At 62.8% G+C, this 13,929-nt stretch carries 15 protein-coding genes; 10 read left to right on the top strand and 5 right to left on the bottom strand.

From position 1 onward, the window contains the following. The first annotated feature begins 19 nt into the window (after nucleotides 1–19). The 7 genes from ACYG9R_RS23030 (at nucleotide 20) to ACYG9R_RS23000 (ending at nucleotide 7,132) form a co-directional block, all read left to right on the top strand. Nucleotides 20–322 (top strand): virulence factor, encoded by a 303-nt coding sequence (locus ACYG9R_RS23030; protein ID WP_023670397.1) that lies wholly within the window; start codon nucleotides 20–22, stop codon nucleotides 320–322. Further along, nucleotides 315–938 carry a methylenetetrahydrofolate reductase C-terminal domain-containing protein gene (locus ACYG9R_RS23025; protein WP_023823076.1) on the top strand — a complete coding sequence of 208 codons (624 nt, stop codon included), beginning with the start codon at nucleotides 315–317 and terminating at the stop codon, nucleotides 936–938. Before ACYG9R_RS23030 ends, ACYG9R_RS23025 begins: the two co-directional genes overlap by 8 nt. After that, nucleotides 935–2,026, top strand: coding sequence for a methylenetetrahydrofolate reductase (locus ACYG9R_RS23020; protein WP_023823077.1), 1,092 nt, complete (start codon nucleotides 935–937; stop codon nucleotides 2,024–2,026). Before ACYG9R_RS23025 ends, ACYG9R_RS23020 begins: the two co-directional genes overlap by 4 nt. An 80-nt stretch (nucleotides 2,027–2,106) precedes the next feature. Next, nucleotides 2,107–3,087, top strand: coding sequence for a methyltetrahydrofolate cobalamin methyltransferase (locus ACYG9R_RS23015; RefSeq protein WP_023688111.1), 981 nt, complete (start codon nucleotides 2,107–2,109; stop codon nucleotides 3,085–3,087). Between the two features lie 380 nt (nucleotides 3,088–3,467). Continuing rightward, a complete protein-coding gene (locus ACYG9R_RS23010; RefSeq protein ID WP_023681782.1) occupies nucleotides 3,468–5,537 on the top strand; it encodes an ASKHA domain-containing protein in 2,070 nt (689 codons plus the stop codon). 186 nt (nucleotides 5,538–5,723) lie between these two features. Beyond that, a complete protein-coding gene (locus ACYG9R_RS23005) occupies nucleotides 5,724–5,891 on the top strand; it encodes a hypothetical protein (protein ID WP_196813564.1) in 168 nt (55 codons plus the stop codon). A 251-nt stretch (nucleotides 5,892–6,142) separates the two neighbouring features. Further along, nucleotides 6,143–7,132: an alpha/beta hydrolase gene (locus ACYG9R_RS23000; RefSeq protein ID WP_023823079.1), complete on the top strand. Its 990-nt coding sequence runs from the start codon at nucleotides 6,143–6,145 to the stop codon at nucleotides 7,130–7,132. A gap of 100 nt (nucleotides 7,133–7,232) precedes the next feature. Here ACYG9R_RS23000 and ACYG9R_RS22995 read toward each other — a convergent pair whose 3' ends face one another. Further along, entirely contained in the window at nucleotides 7,233–8,132 is a 900-nt protein-coding gene (locus ACYG9R_RS22995; RefSeq protein ID WP_023670389.1) for a LysR substrate-binding domain-containing protein, read from the bottom strand. 202 nt (nucleotides 8,133–8,334) lie between these two features. On the opposite strand from ACYG9R_RS22995, the gene ACYG9R_RS22990 reads away from it, so the two are divergent. The 3 genes from ACYG9R_RS22990 to ACYG9R_RS22980 all read left to right on the top strand — a co-directional run bounded on the left by ACYG9R_RS22990 (nucleotide 8,335) and on the right by ACYG9R_RS22980 (nucleotide 10,306). After that, nucleotides 8,335–8,520: a hypothetical protein gene (locus tag ACYG9R_RS22990; protein WP_023681786.1), complete on the top strand. Its 186-nt coding sequence runs from the start codon at nucleotides 8,335–8,337 to the stop codon at nucleotides 8,518–8,520. Nucleotides 8,521–8,883: 363 nt separating this feature from the next. Then, a complete protein-coding gene (locus ACYG9R_RS22985; protein WP_023681787.1) occupies nucleotides 8,884–9,018 on the top strand; it encodes a hypothetical protein in 135 nt (44 codons plus the stop codon). Between the two features lie 349 nt (nucleotides 9,019–9,367). After that, nucleotides 9,368–10,306 carry a GlxA family transcriptional regulator gene (locus ACYG9R_RS22980; protein WP_348524244.1) on the top strand — a complete coding sequence of 313 codons (939 nt, stop codon included), beginning with the start codon at nucleotides 9,368–9,370 and terminating at the stop codon, nucleotides 10,304–10,306. Nucleotides 10,307–10,319: 13 nt separating this feature from the next. On the opposite strand, the gene ACYG9R_RS22975 is transcribed toward ACYG9R_RS22980, so the two are convergent. The 4 genes from ACYG9R_RS22975 to ACYG9R_RS22960 form a co-directional block, all read right to left on the bottom strand. After that, complete coding sequence (locus ACYG9R_RS22975; protein ID WP_023823080.1) at nucleotides 10,320–11,117, bottom strand: ABC transporter ATP-binding protein; 798 nt, start codon at nucleotides 11,115–11,117, stop codon at nucleotides 10,320–10,322. Beyond that, nucleotides 11,114–11,887, bottom strand: coding sequence for an ABC transporter permease (locus ACYG9R_RS22970; RefSeq protein ID WP_023670383.1), 774 nt, complete (start codon nucleotides 11,885–11,887; stop codon nucleotides 11,114–11,116). The genes ACYG9R_RS22975 and ACYG9R_RS22970 overlap by 4 nt, the downstream gene beginning before the upstream one ends. A gap of 105 nt (nucleotides 11,888–11,992) precedes the next feature. Next, nucleotides 11,993–12,943 carry an ABC transporter substrate-binding protein gene (locus ACYG9R_RS22965; RefSeq protein ID WP_023823081.1) on the bottom strand — a complete coding sequence of 317 codons (951 nt, stop codon included), beginning with the start codon at nucleotides 12,941–12,943 and terminating at the stop codon, nucleotides 11,993–11,995. A gap of 99 nt (nucleotides 12,944–13,042) precedes the next feature. Further along, nucleotides 13,043–13,888, bottom strand: coding sequence for a DUF1194 domain-containing protein (locus ACYG9R_RS22960; RefSeq protein ID WP_023823082.1), 846 nt, complete (start codon nucleotides 13,886–13,888; stop codon nucleotides 13,043–13,045). Between the last annotated feature and the right edge of the window lie 41 nt (nucleotides 13,889–13,929).

Genomic DNA, 13,929 nt, shown 5'->3' with positions numbered 1-13,929 from the left:
ACAGGGAGTGAGAGAATTCATGGCCGATCTGATCGTCGTCTATTGGCGCGACATCCCCGCCCAGGTCATCGTCAAGAAGGGCCGGCAGAACGCCAAGCGCGAACTGCCGCTGCGCTTCACCGAGGCGATCGATATGTGCGCCATGCGCACCGGCGCCGGCGGCACCGACGATTACCTCGCCGAATGGCGCAAGGCCGATCCGATCCCGGTCGGCGACGACCTCGAAGCCGAGGTCGAGAAGGCATTCAGCGACATCGACGCGAAATACGACCGCGAGCGGCTGGTCGCTCTGGTCAAGGCGGGCGGGAAAGAAAATGTCTGAAACCACTCCTGCCAAAGAGGGGCCAAGGGTTACCCAGGCGGTGACCCAGGCCACGCAGGTCAAGAAGGCAGCGCCGAAATCCGACTACAAGCCGGCCGACGTATCGCCGCAGCGGCGCGTGCAGCGCTCGTTTGCGATCAGGCTGTGGTCGATCCGCCATTCGCGATTGCTCGAATGGTTCTACTCCAGATTCGCAGACATGTTCCTGCTGCTCCATCCGCTGTGGAAAGGCCTTGGCTACGGCCGCGTCGAAGCGCCGATCAAGTTCGTTGAAAAACGCGTAAAAGGCTTCATGTTCGACTGCCGCATGTGCGGTCAGTGCATATTGTCCTCGACCGGCATGTCGTGCCCGATGAACTGCCCCAAGCAGCTGCGCAACGGCCCGTGTGGCGGCGTGCGCGCCAACGGCAATTGCGAGGTCGAGCCCGACATGCCTTGCGTCTGGGTCAAGGCCTGGGAAGGTTCGCGGAACATGGAGCATGGCGACAAGATCCTGACCGTTCAGAAGCCCGTAGACCAGTCGCTGCGCGAAACCTCGGCCTGGCTGCGGGTGACGGCCCAGTCGGCAGCGGCCCGTGAAGCAGCGGCCAAAGCCAACACTGGAGCGGCCGCGTGATCGGCCGCCAGCGCGATGAAAACCCGGCCGGCATCCATCTGCCGCTCGATCCGCTGCCCGGCCACTCCTCGCGTGGCCGGCTGGAGCGTGTGCTGCGGCGCGGCGAATTCGCGGTCACCACCGAGCTCAACCCGCCCGACAGCGCCGATCCCGAAGACGTCTATAACCGCGCGAAAATCTTCGACGGCTGGGTCGACGCCATCAATGCCGTCGATGCCTCCGGCGCCAACTGCCACATGTCGTCGGTCGGCATTTGCGCGCTGCTCACCCGCATGGGCTACGCGCCGATCATGCAGATCGCCTGCCGCGACAGGAACCGCATCGCCATCCAGGGCGACGTGCTGGGCGGTGCCGCCATGGGGGTCGCCAACATGCTGTGCCTCACCGGCGACGGCGTCCAGGCCGGCGACCAGCCCGGCGCCAAGCCTGTCTTCGACCTCGATTCCATGTCGTTGCTGGAAACCTGCCGCATCATGCGCGACAACGGCAAGTTCCTGTCCGGCCGCAAGTTGACGACGCCGCCGCAAATTTTCCTCGGCGCCGCCGTCAACCCCTTCGCGCCACCCTTCGATTTCCGCCCGATCCATCTCGGCAAAAAGATCGCCGCCGGCGCGCAGTTCGTGCAGACGCAATACTGCTTCGACGTGCCGATGTTCAGAACCTTCATGCAGAGGGCGCGGGACTTGGGGCATACGGAAAAAGTTTTCATCCTGTGCGGCGTCGGCCCGCTGGCTTCGGCCAAGACGGCCAAATGGATCCGCTCCAACGTGCCCGGCATCCATATTCCGGACGAGATCATCAAGCGGCTGGAAGGTGCGCAGGACCAGAAGAAGGAAGGCAAGCAGCTCTGCACCGACATCATCAACGAGGTGAAGGAAATTCCTGGTGTCTCCGGCATCCATGTGATGGCCTACCGCCAGGAGGAATATGTCGCCGAGATCGTCGATGAATCGGGCGTGCTGAAAGGCCGCCAGCCATGGAAACGCGAGATCCGCCACGACGATCAGATGGTCGCCGACCGGCTCGAGAGCATACTGCACGACGACATTACCGAAACGCAGGTGGATATGGTGAAGATCGCGCACTGACGGCGCGGACGGCCAGCCATTTGCTTGAATGAAACCAGACAACGATATAAAGAAATCTTTATATCAGGCGGAGAGACTTCATGACCCGGACCATCGTCGCCTCGGCGACACGAGAGATCATCATCGGCTTCGACCAGCCTTTCTGCGTCATCGGCGAGCGCATCAACCCGACCGGCCGCAAGAAGCTGGCCGCCGAGATGATCGCCGGCAATTTCGAGACCGTCATCAAGGATGCGCTGGAACAGGCCGCCTGCGGCGCCACCATGCTCGACGTCAATGCCGGCGTCACCTCCGTTAATCCGAACGAAACCGAACCCGGCCTGCTCGTGCAGACGCTGGAGATCGTCCAGGGCCTGGTCGACCTGCCGCTGTCGATCGACTCGTCGGTGACCGCCGCCATCGAGGCAGCGCTCAAGGTCGCCAAGGGCCGGCCGCTGGTCAACTCCGTGACCGGCGAAGAGGAAAAGCTCGAAGCCATCCTGCCGCTGGTCAAGAAGTACAACGTTCCAGTCGTCGCCATCTCCAACGACGAGACCGGCATTTCGATGGATCCGGATGTGCGCTTTGCCGTCGCCAAAAAGATCGTGCAGCGCTGCGCCGATTTCGGCATTCCCGCGCATGACGTCGTCGTCGACCCACTGGTGATGCCGATCGGCGCGCTGGGCGATGCCGGCCGCCAGGTCTTCGCGCTGTTGCGCCGCCTGCGTGAAGAGCTCAAGGTCAACACCACCTGCGGCCTGTCCAACATCTCGTTCGGCCTGCCGCACCGCCACGGCATCAACGCCGCCTTCATCCCGATGGTGATCGGCGCCGGCATGACCTCGGCGATCATGAACCCGGTGCGCCCGCAGGAAATGGAAGCCGTGCGCGGCGCCAATGTGCTCAACGGCACCGACGAGAACTGCACCAACTGGATCAGGACCTACAAGGACTACAAGCCGGCCGAAGGCGGTCAGGCGGTCGCAGCGCCCACCGCGGTTAACGCTCCGGGCGAAGGCGGCGGCAATGGCAATGGCGGTCGCCGTCGCGGCGGCCGTGAAGCCCGCATGGCCAGGGGATAGAGCGAGACAGGACACGGTTTTCTTGACAGATCAAGACCGCACAAGGCCTGAAATGCCGAACTGGCAGGTAATTCTGCGAGTGGCTTTTTGCAGCGTATTTATGCTTTTGGCCGGGTCCTATGCCTTCGGCTATCTGAGTCATGGATACCTCCGGTATTTTGTTCTGTGTATCTACGCCACTGCCTTGCTAATGTTTGTCCTGATCGCATTTCCACTTCTGCTCGGGGCAATTCCCGCAAGGACATTGGACCGGCAAAGACTGGACAATTTCTCCATGTTTTGGCTGCGATGGTATCCGCTGCCGCTCATCGCTTCCTATCTGGCAAGCCTCGCATATGTGAAATCTTTTCCCAGTGCCGGCTTAGTCGAGTAATGAAAATATGAACTCGCCTGCAAACATTACCGATCCGCTCGTGCTGTTCATGCCGTCAGGCAAGCGCGGGCGCTTTCCCGTCGGCACACCGGTGCTCGATGCCGCGCGTCAGCTCGGCGTCTATGTCGAGAGCGTCTGCGGTGGCCGCGCCACCTGCGGTCGCTGCCAGATCGAAGTGCAGGAAGGCAATTTCGCCAAGCACAAGATCGTCTCGTCCAACGACCACATCTCGCCCAAGGGCGCCAAGGAAGAGCGATATGAGCGCGTCCGCGGCCTGCCCGAGCGGCGGCGCCTGTCCTGCTCGGCGCAGATCCTCGGCGACCTCGTCATCGACGTGCCGCAGGACACGGTCATCAACGCCCAGACCATCCGCAAGGATGCCGACACGCGCGTCATCGCCCGCGATGCGGCAATCCGCATGTGCTATGTCGAGATCGAAGAGCCCGACATGCACAAGCCGCTGGGCGATCTCGACCGCCTCAAGATCGCCTTGATGAAGGATTGGGGCTTTAAAAACCTCGAATTCGACTTCTACCTGATGCCGCAGGTGCAAGGCATACTGCGCAAGGGTAACTGGACCGCGACCGCGGCCATCCACAAGGATGCCGAAAGCGACATCGCCCGCGTCATAGCACTCTGGCCCGGCCTCAAGAACGAGGCCTATGGACTGGCCTGCGACATCGGCTCGACCACCATCGCCATGCATCTGGTGTCGTTGCTGTCGGGCCGCGTCGCCGCTTCGTCGGGCACCTCCAACCCGCAGATCCGCTTCGGCGAGGATCTGATGAGCCGCGTCTCCTATGTGATGATGAACCCGGACGGCCGCGAAGGCATGACGGTCGCCGTACGCGAGGCGATCTCGGGCCTGGTCGACAAGGTCTGCGCGGAAGGCAATGTCCAGCGCAACGACATCCTGGATTCCGTCTTTGTCGGCAATCCGATCATGCACCATCTGTTCCTCGGCATCGATCCGACCGAACTCGGCGGCGCGCCCTTCGCACTCGCCGTCTCGGGCGCGGTGCGCATCAAGGCCTCCGATATCGGCCTGAAGCTCAACCAGGGCGCCCGCCTCTATATGCTGCCTTGCATTGCCGGCCATGTCGGCGCCGACGCCGCAGCCGTGACGCTGTCGGAAGGCCCGCATCGCCAGGACGAGATGATGCTGATCGTCGACGTCGGCACCAATGCCGAGATCGTGCTTGGCAACCGCAAGCGGGTGGTCGCAGCCTCCTCGCCCACCGGTCCCGCCTTCGAGGGCGCGGAAATCTCCGGCGGCCAGCGCGCTGCCCCCGGCGCAATCGAGCGCGTGCGCATCGACCCCGATACGCTGGAGCCGAAATACCGCGTCATCGGCTCTGAACTCTGGTCCGACGACCCCGGCTTCCTGGATAGCGTGCAGGCGACCGGCGTCACCGGCATTTGCGGCTCCGGCATCATCGAGATCGTGGCCGAAATGTACCTCGCCGGCATCATCTCCGAGGATGGCGTCATCGACGGGTCGCTGGCCGAGCGGTCGCCGCGCGTCACGGTCAACGGCCGCACCTTCTCTTATGTCTTGAAGGAAGGCGAACCCAAGATCACCATCACGCAGACCGACGTGCGCGCCATCCAGCTTGCCAAGGCGGCGCTCTATGCCGGCACCAAGCTTCTGATGGAAAAGCAGAACACCGAACACGTCGACCGCATCCATTTCGCCGGCGCCTTCGGCTCGTTCATCGATCCGAAATACGCCATGGTGCTCGGCCTGATCCCGGACTGCGACCTCGACAAGGTCTCGGCCGTCGGCAACGCCGCCGGCGCCGGTGCGCGGATGGCGCTGCTCAACCGCGGCTATCGCCGCGAGATCGAGGACACGGTCAGCCACATCGAGAAGATCGAGACCGCACTGGAGCCGAAATTCCAGGAGCATTTCGTCTACGCCATGGCGCTTCCCAACAAGGTCGATCCGTTCCCGAAACTGTCGGCGGCGGTGAAATTGCCGCCACGCAAGACCGTCAGCGAGGATGGCGTCGCCGGCGACGCCGCCCCGCGCCGGCGTTCGCGCGAAGGCCATGCCGCCAGGCGCAGCCGGGAATAAGCCGCCTTACGAAGGCCGCCAATTCGCCCAATTTCATTTGTATGCAAATGTTTCCAGATCGCACCGATCTGGAAACCGAAACGCTGTTTTGGCGCAATCCGTCCGATACAGACGTGAAGCATTTAACGGACATCGAATGGCGGACCGGACTATTCCGCCGCCACAACGCTCCAAAGGAGAATAGAGATGTTCGAGACCCTGGGCCGTTTTCGTGCGGCCATGAAGAATGCACAGGCCGTGCGCGCCATGAACAACCTGCCACCCGAAATCCAGAAGGACATCGGCTGGCCCGTGTCGCCGCGCATCGACGCCCAGACCAACCTGTCGCGTCTGATCCTGGGCTCGGGCCGCTGATGACCTTCGCCGACAAGTGCAAATTGCTGACCAAGCGCCGGGGCCGCCGCATGGTCCCGGCTGCGACCGACGTCAAGCTGCGCGCCGCGCTGCTGCCCCGGCGCTGAGCCGCGCTGCGCAAAACAGCGGACCTGGCTGATCAAACAACCGTGTTGGCTTGGGCCAGAATCTTGACATTTCGGCTGGAGGTACGATCTTCGAGACAGTGGGGGAATTCTCTTAGTCGGCTGCGGCCGAGCTTGTGTACGCGAATGCCCAGTTTCAAAAGCCACCTCGTTTCCTTCATCCTCCGGCACAGCCGCAAGAAGGCATTTGCCAGCCCGGAAAACCTGCAGCGCTGGATCGCCTATGCCCGCAAGACCGAGGATCATCATCCCCCGGCATTGCTGCGGGAGCAGCTCGATATCACCGAGCGCAGCGTCGATGGCTTCCCTGTCTATGAAATCGCGCCGAAGGCCGGCGAACGCAGGCGCATTCTCTACATGCATGGCGGCGCCTATGTCTTCCAGATCACATCCTATCATTGGGGGTTGATCGCCGAGATGGCCGAGCGCTTGGGTTTCGGCATCACCGTGCCGATCTATCCCATCGCGCCGGAGCATGATTTCCACGCCATGTTCGGCATGGTCGGCGACGTCTACCGGCAGATGCTGGATGAGACCGACGCTGAAGACATCGTCTTCATGGGCGATTCCGCGGGCGGCAACATGGCCGTCGTGCTGACCATGATGGCGGCTGAGGAAGGCCTGCCCTTGCCGTCGCGCCACGTGCTGATTTCACCCGGCCTCGACATGTCACTGTCCAACCCCGAAGTGTTCGAGGCGGAACGCAACGATCCGTGGCTCGGCATTTCCGGCGGGCTGGAAGCGATCCGCATGTACAGTGCCGGCATCGATCGCAGCGACTGGCACATCAGCCCGCTCTATGGCGACCTCTCGGTGCTGCCGCAGACCCTGCTTCTGACCGGCTCGCACGACCTGCTCAGCCCCGACAATCTGATCTTCGCCAAAAAGGCGCGCGCTGCCGGCGTCGACGTCCAGGTCGTCTACGAGGAAGGCATGTTCCACGTCTGGCCGCTGATCGAGATGCCGGAGGCGCGTCGCGCCAGGGACAGCATCGTCGCCTTCCTTGAAGGTGAGCCCACCAGGCGGCGCGCAACTGCGCGGCGCACGGCGCGACCCGCTCTCGCGGCGCGCCCGCCCAAGCAGCGGAATAGCAGAGCAATTCCAGGAAAAGTGTAAAACGGTTTTCCCGGGAAAAGCGTGTAGCGCTTTCCGTTGGGAATTGCGTCAAAACCAGGAGTTAGAGCGGCTCGCCGTTTCCGTGAAACGGTGAACCGCTCTAGAACTTGCCGGTTTCGCGGAAAAGCTCGAACGTCGCACGGATATGGTCGGCGACGGCCTTGACCGGCGCGCTGGCGTCCGGCGACACCACCATCGCCAGATTGTAGGTGCCGATATCGGGCATGCCGTCCTTCGGGCAGAGCTCGACCATGTCGTTGCCCAGGAACGACTTCGGCAACGGTGCAACCGCGAGGTCGGACATGATGGCGGCGCGCTGGCCGGCCGTGTGGGCGCTCATATAGGCGATGCGGTAATTGCGGCCTTCACGGCTTAGCGCATCGAGCGCGCCGGCCCGCCAGGCGCAGCCCTCTTCCCACAGCGACACCGGCAAAGGCTCGCGCAGATGCGCGCTGCCGCCCTTGGCGCCGGCCCAGACGATCGGCTCGGTGAGCAGCACCTCGGCGCCGAGTGCGCTGGTCTTGTAGGAATTGGTCAGCAGCGTGATGTCGAGCGCCCGGTCGTCCATGCGACGGCGCAGATTGCTGCTCTGGTCGATGGTGACGTCGACGGCAATCGACGGATGCGACTGCGCGAAACGCTTCAGCACATGCGGCAACACGCGCTCGCCATAGTCGTCCGGCGAGCCGAGCCGCACCACGCCGACGATCTCGGGGATGATGAACTTCGACACCACCTCGCGGTTGATCGACAACAGCCGGCGGGCATAACCGAGCAGCATCTCGCCATCCGTGGTCAGCGTCACCGAGCGCGCATCCCGCGCGAAAACAGAGCGCCCGAGAATGTCCTCGAGCTTCTTGATCTGCATGGAGACCGCCGACGGCGTGCGGAACACCGCATTGGCCGCCGTGGTGAAACTGCCGGTCTCTGCAATGGCCACGAAGGTGCGCAAAACGTCGAGATCGAGCAGCGGCAGCGGATGATTGAGTGGGGCGTTCATCGGGATCGACCTTCAATTTTTCTGATGTGAAGCATCATTCCATTTCGTTTGATTGAACATCAGATTGGGAGGATAGTCAACTCCATCGAAGGCAGGACGTGCCATGGCTCCAACGCTCCTGACACGGAATTGCACTCGATGCGGAATATCCAGGCGACGGAACGCGTTCATGCGGGACGTGCCACAACCAAAGGAGAATGAAATGTCTATCCTGTCATCCATCGGTCGGCTTGCGACCGAATTGAGCGCGGCCCGCGCCCGCTTCCAGACCGAACGTGCGATCCGCTCGCTACCGATCGAACTGCAGAAGGATATCGGCTGGCCTGAAGCTGCCGACACCAAGACCGGTGCACGCCACGGCGTCGGATCCTGGGCTGGAGCAAAGTAAACCATTGTGTACCTTGTGCTGAAGGCCTGCCGCGCAGACCAGCCCGGCAGGCCTTCTCTATTCGCCCTGCAGGCTTTCTCCAACTTATTTGCACTCAAATGATTTTCAGAGCCGTGTCGCCGCTGCATGGCGCATATGCGTCACTTGCATGGCGCCTCAATGTCGCCGGTAACACACTGTAAGTAATCGTAAATTTTGGGCACCATGCCCAATAATGTCGCAAACGATGTCGCATTTCCATTCAAGCGCTTCGCATTTGCGATTTAGTTTCTGCCCACGCAGGCCTATATCACCGTCAGCAAACGAGCTGCCCCACTCCATCAAGCGAAGGCGACCCGTCTGAGCAACCGATAGGAGATGATGATGAAGCTTTTTGCCCGCCTCTTTGCCCGCCGCGAAATGAACCTGACGACCGCTCTCGAGCGCCAGCGCCTTGCCAATACCATGCCCGGCCAGACCGGTGCCATGAATGCGGTGCGCCTCGGTTTCGTTGCCTGAGATAACGGCTAGCGCTCAGCGCTTCCCTGCCGCTGCCGATAGTCGATATCAGCGCCGCTTCGGCTTGACCGAAGCGGCGTTTCTCATTTTTGGCACCTATGCCGCCGCCACCATGCCCAATCCGTCGGCAGCCCGTGCCTGTCATCCCGGACGATTGCTCATTTGCGACCCATGTCGCAAATATAGTTTCCGCTTAGCCCCCTAGCCAATTGACAGGAATGGTTTTTCCTGATGTCGCTGTGCTGTTCGCGACATCCTGTTCGCGCCATGGCCGCGTGAGGTTCCCTTGAACGCCGTAAAGCATCCGATCAAGCGATCGTTTGTATTCTTCCTTGTCCCGGACTTCACCATGATCGCCTTTGCGACGGCGCTCGACCCGCTGCGCTCGGCCAACCGCATGCTCGGCTATGAGGCCTATCGCTGGCGCCTCGCCAGCATCGACGGCAAGCCGGTGCGCGCCTCCAACGGCGTCGAATGCGCCGTCAACACCTCGCTCGAGGAAGAGCGCAAGAAAATGGCCGGGCCGGATCGGCCGAACATGGCCATCGTCTGCAGCGGCATGAATGTCGAGCGCTACCAGAATAGGTCGGCCTTCGCCTGGCTGCGCGAGGAATACAACAGAGGCGTCGCCGTCGGCGGCCTGTGCACCGGCGCGCATATCCTTGCCGCCGCCGGCCTGCTCTCCAACAAGCGCTGCGCCATCCATTGGGAAAACCTGCCGGGCTTTTCCGAGGCCTTTCCCAAGGCCAACGTCTTTGCCGACCTCTTCGAGATCGACCAGAACATCTACACCTGCGCCGGCGGCACCGCCGCCCTCGACATGATGCTCAAGCTGATCGGCGACGATTTCGACGACAATCTGGTCAACCGCGTGTGCGAGCAGGTGCTGACCGACCGCGTGCGCAGCCCCACCGACCGCCAGCGCCTGCCGCTGCGCGCCCGCCTCGGCGTGCAGAATTCCAAGGTGCTGACCATCATCGAACTGATGGAAGGCAACCTCTCCGAGCCGCTGTCGCTGATCGAAATCGCCGACCACGTCGACCTGTCGCGCCGCCAGATCGAGCGGCTGTTCCGCACCGAGATGGGCAGGTCCCCTGCCCGCTACTACCTGGAAATCCGCCTCGACCGCGCGCGACACCTTTTGATCCAGTCGTCGATGCCGGTGGTCGAAGTGGCGGTCGCCTGCGGCTTCGTCTCGGCGTCGCATTTCTCCAAATGCTACCGCGAGCTCTATGCCCGCTCGCCGCAGCAGGAGCGCGTCGACCGCAAGCAATTGCTGGCGGCCTGATCCGAAAACGCACTCAGGCTTCGGCGGGCTGCGCCTGTACTGTGCGCATCGCCTCGACGCGGATATCCTCGGTCAGCCGCGCCTTCAGGCCTGAGAACTCCGGGCTGGTCTTCAGCGTGTAGTGGCGTGGATGCGGCAGGTCGATGGCGACATCCGACTTGATGCGGCCTGGCCGCGCGCTCATCACGATCACCCGCGAGGCCATGAAGATCGCCTCCTCGATGTCGTGGGTGACGAACAGCACCGTCTTCTTGCGCCGTTCCCAGATGCCGAGCAGCAGCTCCTGCATCAGCCCACGGGTCTGGTTGTCGAGCGCACCGAACGGCTCGTCCAGCAACAGGATTTCGGGGTCGTTGGCCAGCGCCCGGGCGATCGCCGTGCGCTGCTGCATGCCGCCGGACAGCTGCTTTGGCCAATGGTTCTCGAAGCCCTTGAGCCCGACGAGGTCGACATAGGAAGCGACGATCCCGTCTCGCTCCTTTTCGGCCATGCCGCGTTCGCGCAGGCCGAAGGCGATATTCTGCGCCACCGTCAGCCAGGGAAACAGCGTGTAGGACTGGAACACCATGCCGCGATCCGGTCCCGGCCGCGTCACCGCCTTGCCGTCGAGCAGCACACGGCCTTCGCTCGGCCCTTCCAGTCCGGCAACGATCCTGAGCAGCGTCGACTTTCCGCAGCCGGACGGCCCCAGAATGGTGATGAAGTCGTTGGCGGCGACCGCAAGGTCGACCGGCATCAGCGCCTTGACCGGCTGCCCGCCACGCACGCCGGCGAAGGTTCGCGAGACGCCTTCGATAAGCAACTTGCTCATGCCAGGCTCCAGGGGAAGAGCCAGCGATTGAACGCCTTGAAGGCGAAGTCGGACAACAATCCGATCAGCCCGATGACGATGATGCCGAAGATGATCTGCCCTGTCGCCAGCCGCGATTGGCTGTTGATGATCATGTAGCCGATGCCTGAGGACGAACCGATCAGCTCGGCGACGATGACATAGGTCCAGGCCCAGCCGAGCACCAGCCGCAGCGTCTCGGCAATCTCGGGCGCATTGGCCGGCATGATGACCCGTTTGACGATGCCATTGTTGGTCGAGCCCAGCGTATAGGCCGCCTCGACCAGGTCGCGCCGCGTCGAGCCGACCTTGACCGCGACGATCAGGATGATCTGGAACACCGAGCCGACGAAGATGACCAGCAGCTTTTCCAGCTCGCCAATGCCGGCCCACAGGATGAGCAGCGGAATGAAGGCCGAAGCCGGGAGGTAGCGGGCGAAGGAGACGAACGGTTCCAGAAACGCCTCTATTGGCTTCCAGGCGCCCATGGCGATGCCGATCGGCACGGCGACGATCGACGCCAGCAGGAACCCGCCGAAGACCCGCCAGATGGTGATCAATATGTCGAGCCAGAAGCGATCCTCGACCAGCAGCCGCCAGCCATCCCGCAGCATTGACAGCGGATCGGCGAGGAAGATGCGGTTGACGTGGCCGCCAAGCGTGATCCACGCCCAGAAGGCGACGAACAGCACGAAGAAGGAAATGCCAAGCACGGTTCGAATGCCCGGCGACACCGGATGCAAGGGGCGCATCTTCAGATCGTCCGCATCGTCAGATCGTCCCCATGCTCAGTCGCGTTGCCCGGTAGAAAGCGGCGGCGCGCTGGCACCGCCGCATGATGGTCAAAGGCCGGACTATCAGTTCGCCACCGCGCTGGTATCGGCAAGCGCTGCAACATCTGGCGCTTCCTTGATCAACCCCATCTGCAGCAGAAGCTCGCCGGCGGTCTTGGAAAAGTCCTGGAATTCCTTGGTGAAGAACTGCTTGTTCTCCGCCTTGTCGGCCCATTTCAGGTATTTCGCCGAATCCTCGAATTCTTTCGCAGACTGCTTCACGTCGGCGCCCATGGTCTCGTAGGATCTCTGCGGATCGCTCTTGATCAGGTCGAGCGCTTCGAAATAGCTGTCGGCGAGCGCCTTGGCGGCGTCGGGATTGGCGGTGAGGAATTCAGGTGTGCAGCCGACCGTGTCGAGCACCATTGGATAGTCGAGCGTCGTCGCCAATATATGGCCCTGGTCGGACTTGTCGCGCACCGCCGAGATGAACGGCTCGTAGGTGACCGCCGCATCGTTCTGACCGGCGAGGAAGGCTTGCGCCGCCGCATCCGGTTCCAGATTGACGACCGTCACGTCCTTGGTCGACAGGCCGTTCTTGTTCAGCACCCAGGCCAGCATGAAATAGGGCGACGTGCCCGGCGCCGAGGACGCGACATTCTTGCCCTTGAGGTCGGCGACGGTCTTGATGTCGTTGCGCACCACAATGCCGTCGGCGCCATAGGATTTGTCGAGCTGGAAGATCTGCTTGGTGGTCACCCCTGAGGCGTTCCACACCAGCCAGGTCTCGACCGTGGTGGCGGCGCATTGCAGATCGCCGCTGGCGATGGCGAGCGGCCGGCTGGCCTGCGGCACCTTCTTCAGGGTCACGTCGAGGCCATGCTTCTCGAAGATGCCGGCCTGCTTGGCGAGCGTCAGCGGCGCAAAGCCGGTCCATCCGCTGATGCCGATGGTGACCGATGTGGCAGCCTCGGCCGGCACGGATATTGCAGCCGCAAGCGCCAATGCCGCGGCAGCGACGATGGTCTTGTTCATGTCGGTTCCCCTTGTTTTTTCGGATGTCGAATTGTGTCACAGACGCCCATGGGCTTGTCAATGAAGCCGGCCCTTCACGGCAGCGTGATGATGCGCACGCTAACGCGAATCGAACATCCAGCTGCGGTCGCGCCACATCTTTTCGCCGACCTGGCAGTCGGTCGGCCGGTCCTGCGCCAGCACCACCAGCGGATGCCCGGCCTCCTCGCTCGCCCGTTGCGGCGAAGCGGCGCCGGCCAGCTCCAGCACCAGCTTGCGGCGGATCGCTTCGGGAAACTGCGTCCAGTCATTGACCGGGATCATGAAGGATCCGGGACCGCCGATGACGCAGTCGCTGTAGTAGCGGTCGAGACTGTTGACGTCGTAGGCGCCGCCGAACCCGCCGCGCGTCATCAGCGGCAGGCCGTTGATGATGATGCCTTGCTTGACCACCGCGTCGCGGGTGATGTCGACGGGCCCGCCCTGGTTGTTGGGGCCGTCGCCGGAAATATCGATGACGCGCTTTGTCCCCTGAAAACCGCTTTCGGCGAACAGATCGCTGCCGAATTCCAGCGCGCCGGAAATCGAGGTGCGCCGGGCGCTGGCCGGCGGATGGGCGGAAAGCTGCGCGGCCACCCGCTCAGCATCGGCCCGGCTGGCGATCACCGTCCACGGCACGACGACCTGCTGCGTGGTCGCACCCGCCCATTCGACATAGGTGACGGCGACCTTGCCGTAGGCGCCATCGGCGATAGCCTGCAGCACATTGTCGTGCGTCAGCGCCGCCGCATAGCCGTGACGCTGGATTTCGAGTTCGCCCGGCGACATCGACAGCGACACGTCGACGGCCAGCACCAGCTCGACGTCGACCGGCTCGGCGGCTTGAACCGGCGGCACCAGCCAGAGCCCCAGCGCCAGCGCGGCGCTGCCTGAAAGGAAATGTCGTGCGCAAGAAAAAGCAGACATACCCGAAGGTAAGCGAAAACCGGCTGCTGACAAAGCAAAAA

It is taken from the genome of Mesorhizobium sp. RSR565B, assembly GCF_054719465.1.
This window is presented reverse-complemented; position numbering and strand designations above follow the sequence as displayed.

Bases quoted from the DNA above. Each gene is read 5' to 3' on its own strand.
- ACYG9R_RS23030 (WP_023670397.1), top strand. From the start codon at position 20: ATGGCCGATCTGATCGTCGTCTATTGGCGCGACATCCCCGCCCAGGTC.
- ACYG9R_RS23025 (WP_023823076.1), top strand. From the start codon at position 315: ATGTCTGAAACCACTCCTGCCAAAGAGGGGCCAAGGGTTACCCAGGCG.
- ACYG9R_RS23015 (WP_023688111.1), top strand. From the start codon at position 2,107: ATGACCCGGACCATCGTCGCCTCGGCGACACGAGAGATCATCATCGGC.
- ACYG9R_RS23010 (WP_023681782.1), top strand. From the start codon at position 3,468: ATGAACTCGCCTGCAAACATTACCGATCCGCTCGTGCTGTTCATGCCG.
- ACYG9R_RS23005 (WP_196813564.1), top strand. From the start codon at position 5,724: ATGTTCGAGACCCTGGGCCGTTTTCGTGCGGCCATGAAGAATGCACAG.
- ACYG9R_RS23000 (WP_023823079.1), top strand. From the start codon at position 6,143: ATGCCCAGTTTCAAAAGCCACCTCGTTTCCTTCATCCTCCGGCACAGC.
- ACYG9R_RS22995 (WP_023670389.1), bottom strand. From the start codon at position 8,132: ATGAACGCCCCACTCAATCATCCGCTGCCGCTGCTCGATCTCGACGTT.
- ACYG9R_RS22990 (WP_023681786.1), top strand. From the start codon at position 8,335: ATGTCTATCCTGTCATCCATCGGTCGGCTTGCGACCGAATTGAGCGCG.
- ACYG9R_RS22985 (WP_023681787.1), top strand. From the start codon at position 8,884: ATGAAGCTTTTTGCCCGCCTCTTTGCCCGCCGCGAAATGAACCTGACG.
- ACYG9R_RS22980 (WP_348524244.1), top strand. From the start codon at position 9,368: ATGATCGCCTTTGCGACGGCGCTCGACCCGCTGCGCTCGGCCAACCGC.
- ACYG9R_RS22975 (WP_023823080.1), bottom strand. From the start codon at position 11,117: ATGAGCAAGTTGCTTATCGAAGGCGTCTCGCGAACCTTCGCCGGCGTG.
- ACYG9R_RS22970 (WP_023670383.1), bottom strand. From the start codon at position 11,887: ATGCGCCCCTTGCATCCGGTGTCGCCGGGCATTCGAACCGTGCTTGGC.
- ACYG9R_RS22965 (WP_023823081.1), bottom strand. From the start codon at position 12,943: ATGAACAAGACCATCGTCGCTGCCGCGGCATTGGCGCTTGCGGCTGCA.
- ACYG9R_RS22960 (WP_023823082.1), bottom strand. From the start codon at position 13,888: ATGTCTGCTTTTTCTTGCGCACGACATTTCCTTTCAGGCAGCGCCGCG.